Origin of the sequence: Methylomonas lenta (genome assembly GCF_001644015.1) — a bacterium.
Lineage (GTDB): Bacteria > Pseudomonadota > Gammaproteobacteria > Methylococcales > Methylomonadaceae > Methylomonas > Methylomonas lenta.
On record NZ_LUUI01000171.1, the window covers coordinates 1 to 12,851 of the forward strand.

At 46.9% G+C, this 12,851-nt stretch carries 18 protein-coding genes; 7 read left to right on the forward strand and 11 right to left on the reverse strand.

The window, feature by feature from the left end:
• On the reverse strand, positions 1–1,786 hold a 1,786-nt coding region (locus A1359_RS21575; RefSeq protein WP_157200622.1), incomplete at its 3' end, for a DUF4158 domain-containing protein.
• Positions 1,787–1,932: 146 nt separating this feature from the next.
• Between A1359_RS21575 and A1359_RS21580 the strand changes: the two genes are divergently transcribed.
• On the forward strand, positions 1,933–2,541 hold the full coding sequence (locus A1359_RS21580; protein ID WP_066988279.1) for a recombinase family protein: 609 nt from the start codon (positions 1,933–1,935) through the stop codon (positions 2,539–2,541).
• A gap of 10 nt (positions 2,542–2,551) precedes the next feature.
• Here the strand turns inward: A1359_RS21580 and A1359_RS21585 are convergent, their stop codons facing one another.
• The 4 genes from A1359_RS21585 to A1359_RS21600 all read right to left on the reverse strand — a co-directional run bounded on the left by A1359_RS21585 (position 2,552) and on the right by A1359_RS21600 (position 5,425).
• A complete protein-coding gene (locus tag A1359_RS21585; RefSeq protein WP_066988281.1) occupies positions 2,552–2,899 on the reverse strand; it encodes a site-specific integrase in 348 nt (115 codons plus the stop codon).
• A gap of 89 nt (positions 2,900–2,988) precedes the next feature.
• A complete protein-coding gene (locus A1359_RS21590; RefSeq protein ID WP_157200623.1) occupies positions 2,989–3,807 on the reverse strand; it encodes a hypothetical protein in 819 nt (272 codons plus the stop codon).
• A 72-nt stretch (positions 3,808–3,879) separates the two neighbouring features.
• The gene (locus tag A1359_RS21595; protein ID WP_066988285.1) at positions 3,880–4,839 is read right to left on the reverse strand and encodes a nucleotidyl transferase AbiEii/AbiGii toxin family protein; all 960 of its coding nucleotides are present in this window, start codon (positions 4,837–4,839) and stop codon (positions 3,880–3,882) included.
• Positions 4,829–5,425, reverse strand: coding sequence for a hypothetical protein (locus A1359_RS21600; protein WP_066988287.1), 597 nt, complete (start codon positions 5,423–5,425; stop codon positions 4,829–4,831). The genes A1359_RS21595 and A1359_RS21600 overlap by 11 nt, the downstream gene beginning before the upstream one ends.
• 272 nt (positions 5,426–5,697) lie before the next feature.
• Here A1359_RS21600 and A1359_RS21605 point away from each other — a divergent pair, with 272 nt between their 5' ends.
• From A1359_RS21605 to A1359_RS23375, 6 genes are all read left to right on the forward strand, one after another.
• Entirely contained in the window at positions 5,698–6,357 is a 660-nt protein-coding gene (locus A1359_RS21605) for a nucleotide-binding protein (protein WP_066988289.1), read from the forward strand.
• On the forward strand, positions 6,350–6,643 hold the full coding sequence (locus A1359_RS21610; RefSeq protein ID WP_066988292.1) for a hypothetical protein: 294 nt from the start codon (positions 6,350–6,352) through the stop codon (positions 6,641–6,643). The genes A1359_RS21605 and A1359_RS21610 overlap by 8 nt, the downstream gene beginning before the upstream one ends.
• A 45-nt stretch (positions 6,644–6,688) precedes the next feature.
• Positions 6,689–7,750 carry a hypothetical protein gene (locus A1359_RS21615; RefSeq protein WP_066988294.1) on the forward strand — a complete coding sequence of 354 codons (1,062 nt, stop codon included), beginning with the start codon at positions 6,689–6,691 and terminating at the stop codon, positions 7,748–7,750.
• Positions 7,751–8,234: 484 nt separating this feature from the next.
• Positions 8,235–8,564, forward strand: coding sequence for a type II toxin-antitoxin system RelE/ParE family toxin (locus tag A1359_RS21620; protein ID WP_066988295.1), 330 nt, complete (start codon positions 8,235–8,237; stop codon positions 8,562–8,564).
• Positions 8,557–8,853 (forward strand): helix-turn-helix domain-containing protein, encoded by a 297-nt coding sequence (locus A1359_RS21625; protein ID WP_066988297.1) that lies wholly within the window; start codon positions 8,557–8,559, stop codon positions 8,851–8,853. The genes A1359_RS21620 and A1359_RS21625 overlap by 8 nt, the downstream gene beginning before the upstream one ends.
• A 344-nt stretch (positions 8,854–9,197) precedes the next feature.
• Positions 9,198–9,260, forward strand: a complete 63-nt coding sequence (locus tag A1359_RS23375) for a hypothetical protein (protein WP_157200625.1) — start codon at positions 9,198–9,200, stop codon at positions 9,258–9,260.
• A 130-nt stretch (positions 9,261–9,390) separates the two neighbouring features.
• Here the strand turns inward: A1359_RS23375 and A1359_RS22610 are convergent, their stop codons facing one another.
• The 6 genes from A1359_RS22610 to A1359_RS21645 form a co-directional block, all read right to left on the reverse strand.
• Positions 9,391–9,537 (reverse strand): hypothetical protein, encoded by a 147-nt coding sequence (locus A1359_RS22610; protein ID WP_157200624.1) that lies wholly within the window; start codon positions 9,535–9,537, stop codon positions 9,391–9,393.
• A 53-nt stretch (positions 9,538–9,590) separates the two neighbouring features.
• Positions 9,591–10,532 carry a DNA-binding protein gene (locus tag A1359_RS21630; RefSeq protein ID WP_066988299.1) on the reverse strand — a complete coding sequence of 314 codons (942 nt, stop codon included), beginning with the start codon at positions 10,530–10,532 and terminating at the stop codon, positions 9,591–9,593.
• 363 nt (positions 10,533–10,895) lie between these two features.
• Positions 10,896–11,018: a hypothetical protein gene (locus A1359_RS23530; protein WP_269747957.1), complete on the reverse strand. Its 123-nt coding sequence runs from the start codon at positions 11,016–11,018 to the stop codon at positions 10,896–10,898.
• A 20-nt stretch (positions 11,019–11,038) separates the two neighbouring features.
• Positions 11,039–11,704, reverse strand: coding sequence for a protein mobE (locus tag A1359_RS21635; RefSeq protein ID WP_066988301.1), 666 nt, complete (start codon positions 11,702–11,704; stop codon positions 11,039–11,041).
• The gene (locus A1359_RS21640; protein WP_066988303.1) at positions 11,697–12,380 is read right to left on the reverse strand and encodes a nucleotide-binding protein; all 684 of its coding nucleotides are present in this window, start codon (positions 12,378–12,380) and stop codon (positions 11,697–11,699) included. The genes A1359_RS21635 and A1359_RS21640 overlap by 8 nt, the downstream gene beginning before the upstream one ends.
• Before the next feature lie 54 nt (positions 12,381–12,434).
• A complete protein-coding gene (locus A1359_RS21645) occupies positions 12,435–12,818 on the reverse strand; it encodes a protein mobC (RefSeq protein ID WP_066988305.1) in 384 nt (127 codons plus the stop codon).
• Positions 12,819–12,851: the final 33 nt, after the last annotated feature.

Consider the following 12,851-nt stretch of genomic DNA (forward strand, 5'->3'; position numbering starts at 1 on the left):
GCTTCGCTCCCACTGGGCCTACCTGAGACAGGGTTCTGAAAAAAGCATCATCCAGTTTATCCAGGCTGTCATAAGCCAAACTCCAGTCCTGCTCACCCGTTTTTATTTCTTTGATATTGAACGCTGAATTTTCACCGCCATTGATCCGTTTTGTCGTTCTATCCCACGTGGCGTCTAACGTCATAAGAGCTGCATCCAATCGTTCATCACAATACATTGGAATTTTTGGATAGCCAAACTCATGGGCTATTTTTTCAATATCATCGACTAATGCATCGCTAATCAAATCATGATCGATGTCGCAGTAAGAAACACTTTCATTACAACAGAGCAGGCCTTTATCCAGGCGGCGATACATCTTACGGTAAACGAAAAACTCGAATAAATGAGGATCTACCTGCGCATCATCCGGATCTTTTTTTAAATAAGGGAGCTGTGCCTTTGATAGGGTGTCTTCTATATCTTTTGGTAATTTAAACGCAGATGGGGGTTTGCCACTACCATAGTGCGCTTTCATTAAATCAATGAGATCCATGATATCGCTGTCTTCTTTGTAAAATACAAAGGGTACAGCCAGTAGAATGGGCCTCAAATAAAGCGCGGATAAACGTGACGATTTTAAATAAAATTCACGTATGGCCGCTTTTGCATCGAAGGTGCTACCTTGCAAAAATTGAGCTAACGCTGGAAATTGCTCTTCCGGCAGTATCTTATAGGCCGCCTGGTTTAGTTCATCATGATCCAGTCCCGTCTTGCGGTTTGGGAACCACTTGAGAAACTTGGCCAACTTGGGTAAATCAACCACCAAGCCAGAATGGTACTCAGCTGCAGCCTTCTTCGCATAAGCCTTCGCATCAACCGTAATAGCCCTTGTATGGTACATGAAGCTGGTGATTAAATTATCCATAATTTGTTGATATCGATGATAAACAAAACAAAGGACATGCAGCCATTGTTGCGGCTTGTCTAACCTTCTCAATCGGGAAGCCGCATATTGTCCTGCTATATCGGCATAATAACGAATGGCATTTTTGGATAACAAAAGGGTTGGAAGAAAATCCTTTGCAAATTTATACACCCCCTCAAGCCCCAATGCCTTTTCAACTTCAGCACTGATAGCGGTGTAGGTGAAATTCTTTTGGTCGGCACGTATGATGTTTAGCTTGGTTATCCCATCTTCCCGATCGATCAATTCAGATAACTGTTTTTGCTGCCCATGGGGTATTAACAATATGAGCTGATCAAGCCTGTCGCGTTCATTTGCAAAGGCTTGAGTAAACATATCCTGCAAACTTCGGTAGGTCGGAATAACAATTTTTTGGTTATCAAGGTAGACCAGCAGTTGACGAAATGCATCATGACTTTTGGGGTAGTACCGGAGCAATTCCCCTATGTGTGCCTCAACCTGAATGGCCTGTTCCACTGACCAGGCTTGATAATCAAACAGGTCGAGAATAATTTGTTTTTGCTGGTTGATGCGTTGACGCGTGATATTGCCCTGAAATACCCCGTCTGTTTTTTTGAAAAATTTTGCAAGCACATAGTCAACGTCGGCTCGGGCATCATCAAATGTAAAAGTGAAAAATTGGTTCTTGGCTTTGAAATAGGCGAGCTGCAATATGAAATGTACTTTTGTTTTGAGGGTGCCAAACTGACCGAGTGTATTCAATTCAACCTGAGTTAATTCAAAATAGAGTTGTTGCTCATTTTGATTGAAAACGGGCCTGGCGTAGAGATCAGCAATTTCTGCTTCAGGCAGAAGATAAATTCGTTTTAGGTTCGTCATGCGGGTTCAAAAAAACGGAGGTTTGGCTGGACTGATTTACCAGTCAAAAAAACCCGCATTGTACGGTAGTTATTGGTAAGATAAACCGGTTCAGATAATCTTAGTTCAGAATATCGTTTTTCAGTTAGTAAAATGGACTAATCCGTATGAAAATAGGCTATGCGCGCGTTTCAACCAAAGAGCAATCTTTGTCCATGCAAGTTGATGCATTAAAAAAGGCCGGTTGCGATCAAGTTCATGAAGAAATTGCCAGTGGTGCAAAAACGTCAAGACCGGTGCTTGAAGAAATTATGCGAAACCTGCGGGAAGGCGACACATTGATTATTTGGAAACTAGATAGGCTGGGCAGAAACCTGGCTCATTTAATCCACCTGACCACAAAATTAATTGAAAAAAAAGTGGGGTTAATCAGTTTAAACGATCCGATTGATACATCGACTGCACAAGGGCGAATGGTGTTTGGTATTTTTGCTTCTCTGGCTGAGTTTGAGCGAGAATTAATTCGTGAACGAACACAGGCCGGGTTGACGTCGGCTCGAGCCAGGGGTCGAAAGGGCGGACGGCCTAAAGGGATGACTCAAGCGGCAATAGAAAAGGCAACCATTGCTGAAGCCCTTTACATAAACGGGAGCATTCCTGTGAAAAAAATTGCTGAACAATTAGGGATCTCGAAAACCACGTTGTATTCGTACCTTCGGTATCGAAACGTTGATATAGGCGTAATGGCTTCTGAAGCAGTGCTTATAGACATTTAAACAACATAGCTCAGAACGAACACTTTTGGGGGTTCTTCCACAGGACCCCCTTATGTGCGGTCGGTGTCGCGTGGCCTTGGGCTTCGTGAGCGCACTTGATGGCGGCGAGCCGCCGGGTCAGCGTTGAGGCGGCCACACCGGCTTGCGCCTGGCCGGCCAGGAACAAGGCGACCGTTTCCGGCGCGGCGGGCAAAGCCATCAGCGCGTGAGCCGCGCACCAGGCGCCAAAAATTTTAAAGTCGCTGGCGTAGGCTTTGCGGGTGGCGAAGCTCAGGCTTTGGTCGATGTAGTGCTGGGCAGCTTCGGCCAGTTTGCGTCGCTCCAGGTCGGTATTTGGGTGCGGAATCAGGGCGGTCATTGTCGGTGGTTTTTAGTTCCGGGAAGGGCTAGTTATCGGAACTAAAAGCATAACAGAAAAAACCGCTTGCTCTTGAGGCAACATCCGTTTCAAGATGCAAAAACCTGACTGTGAAGCTGCTGGATGCGTTGCGCTATCGGTTCAAAAAGAGCCTTCATGATGGTCTGTGACGCCTGGGGGACATTGGCTGCTTGTAATGCGTCGGCCAATCCGCCGAATTGTTTAAACCAGTGCTCGTAATGTCCCTCCATGACTTCCCGCTCGACCCACATATCGCGCCGCCCTTGCTCGTCGAGTATCGTTTGCAAACCGCGTTCAAGCGTCGCCCCTTCCGTGAGCAGGTGGACGACCGTGGGTTTGACGGAGTCGGGCAGTACCGGCAAGTGACCATAAGCCGTCTTCGCCTTCTGGTTCTCGATTTCCGCCGCTACCTCCATCAACCTACCGTAACGGTAGAGGCCGGGGTATTCACGGCACAGGAAGGCCAGTTTGTCATCGGACACCGTACTCCATAGCCATTGTAAATCGAGGATATGGCTGGCCATGTGTTCCAATAGCGCCGCATCACCCAGACCCTTAGCTTCCAGTTGCCGAACCCGCTGATCAATCGCGGCGGCGATTTTGTGTTCTTTGCTGACGGTTCGTCCGCCAGGCACCTTGATTTTGCCCGTGGCAATGCCCGCCGCGAGTGTCTCTAAGATTTTGGAAAACCGGTAGAATCCGGCAAATTCCGCACACAAGGCGTCCATCTTCGGGCCGGCTGCATTCAGCATTAGATGCTGGAAGTCCGGCATGAAATCGGCCATCTGTGAAAGTATCTCGACTTCGAGCAGTTTCAGCGCCTCCAGTTGTTTCATTCGCGCATCGATGCGAGCGGCCATGCGCCGATGCTCTACTGTTACCGACATGGCGGCACACGCGCTGGGTTTTGTTGCTTCATCGATTCTCCTAAAGCCCTATCATCGGCCATGATGTTCTCTTTATAACCGCACCAGGTTCTTTTGAATAACGGCAAGCACTTCATCAAAGGGCGGCTGCCCCTGATAATACAGCGCGGCACGGCGTTCGTATTCCATTTGATAAAGGGCTCGCGTGTGAACATCCCCCAGGACAAGAGCTTCATTTTCTATGAGTGGTTTCTGACGGTCAATGGCAGGAAAACGCCGATTCTTATGTGTGTAGTATTGATCAGTGCCAATAAATGCCTGAACCCCGCTATTCTGCAACAGACAGAAAACGTCATAGTAATGTCGCATAAAATTGGGTGGAAACTTATCGCCTGAATTTTGGTGCTGTCTGTATTTCGTGACAATAGCCTGTAATTTTTCCACCAATGTATAGCCGGGATCATAGCAATGGATTTGCAGCGCTCTACTATCCATGACATCGACCTTTTTTTCCAAGGCAAAGTCCATAGCCCATGAGCTGATGTCTAATGCTTGATTAGGTATAACATCATCAAACCCGACTTCGAGTAGAACCCCTTCCTTAGCGCTGCCGTCTGATGGAAATTTGGATGCATAGTAAAGCCGAATGCCGCCACTAAAATATTTCGGCGGACTGTCGAACTGTGTATCCCGATCAATTTTTACGATCCCTGGAATGCTGATGCTACTGGCCAGATAATCATAATAGTCCTTGCGGCCTTGGCGGTCTTTTTCCTTGTCATGATTTGGGGATGTTCGGATTTGTCTGCCTTCCGGCGGTGCGATGTGAATATCAATGTCTTCTGAGAAACGATGAATGATACCGTACCCCTTGGAAAGCGACGTTCCACCCTTAAGCTGAAACGCGTACCCGGCCTGTTTGAGGCCATAAAGACAGTGCATGAGCCAATAATCCTTTTCAGCCAGGTACGGATCGATCTTGCGCTCACCCGCCACGACCCGGATGAGATCGGTAAAATCAGGATGGTCATGGAGATACATTTTAGACGGCATGTTTCATCTCTTCAGAGCGAAATAGCTTTTCAAAAAAACTCTGCGTTCTCGCTCCTGCATACTCTTGAACGGTTTTCATCAGTTTGACCTTATCCATGCTGCGTACTTTTTCGGCGACGCTGTTAAGAACGCTTTCTTTGTCCTCCGCCAGGAAGTGAAGATTATTGATAAGATCCACTAGCAAGAATTCCTGACTGCTTTCCTCAGGAAAGCGCGGTCTTTTCAAAAAATAGAAGTGCCGTCCGTTTAATGTATGTCGGCCATCCCGCTTATGGTTATAAACCAGCTTTTCGTTATAAAGCTGTGTGGTGCCTACGCCCAGTGAGTTATAGGCATTCAAGGATGCCATATAGAAATGCTCGTCTTTAAGGAAAGCGCGGATCAGTGTTTCGTCCTCTGGCGGTGCATCACCAAAAGCTGTTTTCTTGGGACAATAGTAAACACCTCCCGCAAGCTTCTGGATAACCCCTTTGCTGACCAGTTGTTGTAAATGGCGGTCAACGGCATTTGACCATTTGGCCAGATCGGCCCGCCGATACACTTGCCCCGGTTGAATATGTTCTTGTAGTTCGTTGACTTTAGGCATGGCCCCTCCTCCACTTCTAACTATAGAGTAACCTGGGTTGAATGTCATTTATTTAGTCTAAAAAACATGCATATTGCTGTGCATTACTGGACCCGCCACCCTTTTCAGAAAGGTTCTATGGGTCGGCCCGTGCTACAGGCAACCCAGTTTTCTTATCTTCGTCTATTCTTAATTATAAGAAAAACAGAATAGGCGATGTCGTCTATTGATTAATAGACGAAATAAAGATATATTAGTTTTAACGAATTCGTCTTTTTAAGGAATCCCACCGCGTGAAAACTATCGTCTTACTTAACAGTAAAGGTGGCGTTGGCAAATCCAACATCACCCGCCATCTTGCCGTGGCCGCCGAACAAGAAAAGTCCGGCTCCGCCGTCCTTTGTGATACCGACCCGCAAGGTTCGCTTGCCGATTGGTGGAATGCCCGCGAAGCCGAAACCCCTCAGCTTGCCACGATTGCCCTGAGCGATTTCAAGGCCAAGATACAGGTTATTGCTTCGAGCTTTCGCTATATGTTCGTTGATACGGCGGCTTCCGATGCCGAACCTTATACTGAAGTGTTAGAGCAGGCCGATCTCATTATTATTCCTGTGCAACCCAGTCCTGATGATGTGCGTTCCTTAAGTCGTTTGACCTTGCCTGTCGTAAAAGCCAGTGGCAAGCCTTTCTTGTTTGTCTTAAGCAAAGCGCGGCAAGGCACTGAATTACTGGTATCGACCATGGCCGCTTTATCTGAGCATGGCATTGTTTGCCCGACCATCATTGCGCAACGCGAAGGCTACGCGAAAGCGTCACTCTCCGGTTCGACGTTACTGGAAGAAGAACCCAATGGGAAAGGGGCTGACGAAATGCGCGAATTATGGAAGTATATGAAATCACGAATAGACGAAAAAAATAATTCGTCTAAAAAGAAGGAGGCCCTGAATGTCTAAAAAAGCCCTTGATATGTCCGGTTTACTCGCCACAAAAGGGGAGGGCGCACCGGCCAATGATGCGCCCACGCGGCAAGTTGTCAAGAAATCGCAAAAACCAGAAAGCACGAATAGACGAAATCAAGAAACCGATGCGCCACCCTCCAGCGAGTTCGTCAATCTGGGGTTCAAAGTACCCAAAGAATTTCGGCACCGGTTGCGGATGATTGCTGCGCAAAAAGACACGAGCTTGGTTGAAGTTCTGCGAGCGGCTGTCGATTTGTACGAACAGGCACACATTAAATAACGAATAGACGATTTCGTCTATTCGAGAATGGAAAAGGTTTAACCCATGGCAACACGGAAAATCCAATCAGGCAAGGAAGAACACCTTACTATCCCACAGGACGCCGACTTCAAAAACACTCAGCTTGATTTGTTCCAAACCTTCTTATGCAATACGCCAAATGAAAAAGATAAGCTCTCGAATACCATAGAGCTGTGGGATAGCATTCCGAAATACGCTATCTCGCAACAATCCATGAATGAAAAAAGGACAAAAGAAGGGTTTTTGGAACGGCTCTCTAAAAAGTTCATTTATAGGGAGTTGGAGTACGAGATCAGGATTACCGCCGCCATTATTGATACGGAAGAGGGGGAAAAAGCCTACTATCCCAGTGCAAATGAAGAACTGGTCGAAGACGCTTTGCGAAAAATAGCGGCTGAACAACAAAGAGGTTTTTTTGATAAACCACAATTCAAAAGCGGTGTCGTCTTTTCGCTGTATCTGCTACGAAACGAATTAAAGAAACGCGGCCATGCTCGCTCTTATTATGAGATCGTTAAAAGCCTCAATATCTTGTCAGGCAGTCACATAGAAATCATTCTTCCAGGAGGGAAGGGATTTGCAAAAACAAATTTTTTACCCTCACTTGCGACTGTTTCCAGACAAAACCTCAAAGAAGACCCTGATGCAAAATGGGTGGCACACTTTCATCCGCTTGTAACACAAAGCATTGATGCCTTAAGTTTCCGCCAGTTCAACTATCATCAAATGATGTCTCATAGCACCCAACTGGCCCGTTGGTTGCACAAGAAACTATCTCATAATTATACTAATGCTTCTTATACGGTTCCCTATCAAATCTGGCTCTCTACGATCCGCAGAGACAGCGGATTGCTCGAATATAAAAGAGCGAATGACTCGGTACGGAAGTTCGAAGAGGCCTTATCTGAGCTGAAGGGCAATGCGGTTATACTGTCCTTTGAACGAGTAAAAGATGTAAGGGGTGAACGAAACAAAATCATCGATATAAAATATTCACTTTCCCCAAGCCCTGAATTTGTGAAGGATGTAAAAGCCTCCAATAAGCGACAAAAAGACTTCCAAGAGCAGAACACAAACATTCGGTAGGTTTAGGTCGCATGTCGCGCTTAAAGGCGGTAGGTTTAGGTCGCAGAACTCGGTAGGTTTAGGTCGCAACTGGCAAAAACAGCGATCAAAAACCACGGAAAACGCAGTTATGCACAGCCAAACAAGGTAGGTTTAGGTCGCAGGTCGCGCTTAAAGGCGGTAGGTTTAGGTCGCAAGGTAGGTAGGAATAGGTCGCAACTGACTTTTCTATAGGTAGGTTTAGGTCGCAGATCATAGCGTTTCGGTAGGTTTAGGTCGCAGAACTCGGTAGGTTTAGTTCGTAGGTGAATTTCTATCTTTCTGATTTGATTGAAATTTAAAAGCGATTTTTATTGCCTTCTTCTTTATCCTTTTCCTTATATATCCTTTAAAATGGATGCCTCCATAATCAGAGCTTTAACCTTCCCCAACTTCATTATTCATTTAAAGGTTTTCGCTAAAACCGTTGTCAAACGGCATAGCAAAAATGCTATAATTTGAATTTATGACATGGTCAATTGAAACCCTCAATGCAACCGTGGACGAAGAAATTGAGGCTCTCCCTGTTGATATGCGAGCCCGTTTAGTCCGCATTGCCGAACTAATAGCAACAGTGGGCCTTGAAAATGTCCGCGAGCCTCACATCAAGCATCTTGAAGGCTCATTATGGGAGATGCGGCTGAAAGGCAAGGACGGGATTTCACGTGCACTATATGTGACGACCAGAAAAAAACGGGTGGTGATTGTTCGGGTTTTCATCAAGAAAACTGAAAAAACACCACGCCGCGAGATAGAAATTGCTTTAACACGGGCGAAAGAGGTTCAAAATGACTAAGATCAATGAATTGCACAATAAATGGCTGAAAAACGCCAACTACTCAGCCGCTTATGAGGCTTTAGAGGACGAATTCGCATTGGCAAGCGCGGTGATCAAAGCACGCTCACGGGCTGGCCTAACGCAAGAAGAGCTTGCCGACCGGATGCAAACCAAGCAATCTGTTGTAGCACGGCTGGAAAGCGGCCATGTCATGCCAACCACGCGTACCCTTGAAAAAATCGCTAAAGCAACCGGATCACGACTTAAAATCAGCTTTGAACCAGAACCGGCGCATCCTATCGCTTAATCCCCGGTGAAAGAAAGAAAATCCCTTTCTATCCTTGGGCAACACCGACAGAAAAACAAAAACACTTGTTTGATGCGTTAAGTTACGAAGAACAGTTAAAAATAGTTCAAGAAACCCTCAAGGAAGGTTTGGAAAGTGGCATCAGTGACCAGTCATTTGATGAAATTTTCGGCTACAAAGATACAGGAATTTAATCCCAGTTCAAAGGCCAAATGTTGGAATTAAAACAGGTAGACGGACTATAAGGATTGCTTCATAAAATGAGTAATATCCCCTATATGCGAAAAATACTACAGCGATGAATTTAGAATGCGTTCCCTTCAGAAGTACATCGCACCTTAGCCATGCAAGCGGCGGAGCAGGGCATTAGCCTGAAGCGCTTAGCCAGTGCAAAGTTAGTCGGGTAATATTTGGAAAAAACCGGAAGATGTATGGCAAACCAATTCACGAAAACTAAAAGAATCAAAAAATTACCTTTAATTGCCATCCTTGGCAATTTTACCAGAAAAACGGTTGATTTGGCTTTTTTAATATTCGTTAGTAAGCCATCAATTCCTGATCACACAACAGCACCGGCCAGGCTGCAGCGTCCAACAAGATTTTTTGTTTTACGCCAGGAAGGAATAGTGCGGGGCGGTTTCGCTGAAGTCCTTGCTCGATCAGTCGTGTATGGCCGTCAGACATGAAAACCCACCGAATGGCCTAATAAACAATGGGTTTTAAAGGCTCAGTGGTTTTTAGTTAGGTGGTGTTTTCTTTGTCCGAGTAGTTTTCGATGGCTGATGGCTACTCAGCGCCTGTATCAGTTCGGCGGCTTGAGCTTTCGTGGCCTCCAGTTGTCCGCGTAATTGAGCGGCTTCCTCGCGGGCTCTCGCTGCTTTTTGATGTGCCTCGTCTCTATCCGCCTCGATCTTCGTTAAGCGTTCGGCAACGCGGTGAGTTTCTTCGGCGGTGCGCTTGCGTTGTTCTTGGTGGGTTTCTTCGGCGGCAACCGCTTGGGCTTTTACGGTCGCCAGTTCTGCGCGTTCCTGGTCGCGTTCAGCGGCTAAGGATTGAACCGCTTTTTTCTGCTCGGCTAGTTCCATCTGGATTCTTTCCAGTTCAACCACGTGTTGTTCGCCAGCGCTCTTGGCGGTCTGTTCTGTTAACGCCAAACGTTCCCGCAATTTCGCCAGTTCTACGGCTTGTTTTTGGCTAATGGTCTGAGTTTCGGCCAAGCGCTTTTCAAAAGCTTCCGATTCGGCTCTGACTTCATTCAATTTGTTTTCCAAATCATCAACCGTACTGGATGCATCGGTTAATTCGCGTTCGGCCTGTTCACGCTGATCGCCGGCTGCTCTGACCACTTCGGTCACCCGGCGCTCTGCGGCTTTTACCGCCTTATCGTTTAATTCAACGGCCAGCATGGCAAGGCGTTCTGTGAGTGTTTTAGTAACCATAGCCAATTCCTCGGCTACCTCAATCGGCAATTCCGCCACCGGTTCTGCCTTGGTCACAGACTGGCTGGACAGATACTCATCCCATACCTGTTTAAGCCGACTGGGATTACCGCCACCCACCTTCTGGCGTAAAGCAAAGCCGGTGATATTACGACCGGCATCACGCAGCTCTTGACCGGCTTGAATGATGGCTTCCGGCGCAAATTCGGCAGGGCGCCCGGTTTGTAGGGTGGTTTGCATGAGGATTTCTCCTTTGAGGTGATGGGTTCCAGTATAGAACAAATGAAATAATAAAAAACAAATAAACAAACAAAGTAATAAATAAACTAACTAGCTTATTATTTAATTGCTTGCGCCGCGTGACAAATGACCTACATTTGTAAAACCCGCGAAAATGGCCGAATTTGCGTTTTTATGGCTTAAGATAGGGATTGGGTATGGCTAGCTGGATAAATCGCCGCCACGGGCTTGAGTGGGCGTTTTTTGAGCCGAAAAGACCCAAGCAGGTGGCCGCTTAAAGTGGGGCTGGGTGATGGACTAAAAAAGTATTGCCGGCATTGATTCAAGACATGAGAACTCGTTCAGTGCCGAATGAATTACCGGCTACATCGATACCTGGTTACAAAAAGGTAAGGCGGTTTGATAGGTTCTCAAAAATTCCGAGACCACCATGCCGCCGGCATTAGCAGTGCTTTCGCCGTGACGAATAAAGGCGAAGGTTTTCATAAGGCCGCTTTCCGTTATTTTTAAGGTAATCGCCAGCCGTAAACCTCGGCTGAACCGTCGCTTTTGGGCACTGGATGTGGATAACACAGGCCCTTTTCGATCTTCCAGCCCGGTTGATTGCAATGGATCAAGGCGCCGAGACTACCGGCTTGCGCCAATCGATAGGCGGTTTTACCTTCCGGGGTATTGGCCCAGGCGGCAGCGGCTTTTTCGTCTTTAGCCTCAGTATATCCAAACCCATAGCCTGCGTTATAGCCCGCATCGTAGGCCATGCTGTGCAAATACCAGCCGAATCCCCCAAACGCCAGGAAAGCCACCGCCAGACAACCTGCCGCCCACTGCCACATCTGTTTGCTGACCGTATGATTCGCTACCTCCTGAGCGGTTCTAGCGATGGCTTTGGCCAAATCCGCTTTGGTCGCTTCCGCCGAAGCCAACATCAGGCTATCCGCCGTGTCCTTAAAACCGGCCAGGGTTTCACTCGCGGCCAGCGCTATCGCCTTCGGAAACTGTTCGTACTGGCCTTGGTAGTACTCTAAGGCCATCAATACTAACCACAGGGCATCATTGTTTTTTAACTGCAGTGCATCCTTGACCCGGTAGAGCTGTTGCCGTTCGGTATCACTGGGTTGTCGTCCGAGCAGCTTGGCAAAGCTCTCGTCCAGACTATTGCCCCCCTCACTCATGAATCACTGCCTCAAGGGTTTTCTTCACTTCGCCTTTCCATCGGGACAATTCCGCCCGGTTGCCTATCGGCAGTTCTTTTAAAGCTTGGGCGATACTCAGTCGTTTACTGTAAATATCGTCGCTCACCCGATCGGCCAAGTCCGGAAAATTTAACGACAGACCACCGCGCGATTCGACGGCGGTACGGATTTTAGAACCGTTATAAAGCTCAAACTTCTTTTCCTCACCGAAATAACCGTTTCTGACCACATGCACCCTGCTGTCTGGAATCGCGTCCATGTATTCCTTCAGTAGTTCCAGACTATCCCGCTGCCTGTTAATCACCCACAACGTCACCAGATCACGTTTCAATTCCGCCAGTGTGCTATTCAGGGTAGCACCATAAGCACTAACGCCCTGGTTATTCCGGGCGGCGGTATTGATCACCACCACGTACTCGGGTTTGCTATCGCACAAATTCACCAATTGTATCCAGCCGTCCGCCTCATCCAGATTAAGCAATTGGGTTTCCACGCACTCACCATAACCTTTCCAGACATCCGGGTTACTGGTATCCGATTCAATCAACAACACGCTTTCGCCTTGTTCTTGCAAATAATCGATGATAGCCATCGACACCATACTTTTACCAACCCCACCTTTGCTACCGCCGATCAAAAATATTTTTTTAGCCATAATGATTTTTCCTTAAATTAAGCTGCTGATTCAATAAGACTGATTAATCCTTCTTTAAATATCGTCGCTGTCCGGTTTCGGCGTAAAGAATGCTTCCGACTCTTTAGACTGTTGTCCGGTTTCTGCTGCTTGCTTATTCACTGGCGTTACCGTTTTTTTCGATTCGGTTTTATGTGCCGTTTTTGAATCTTTATTTTTCCCGGCCTTAATCCGCTGTAAATAACTTTTCAGGGTAGGCGTGGTAATGTCCAAACCTTCGCCGCGTAATGTTTCCGCGATTTGATCCAGCGTATAGCCGCGTTTTTGCAAGAGTGCTATCTCTTTTGACAGCAATTTTACCGCATCCTGTTTACTATGTTCCTGCTTCTTTTTCTCAATGACCGGCATATTTTTCAACTTAGCCGCAATCGCCTCTAATTTCTCATTGGTGTATCCCATCGAATCACTCCGTTGCTTATTGTGTTCAATACT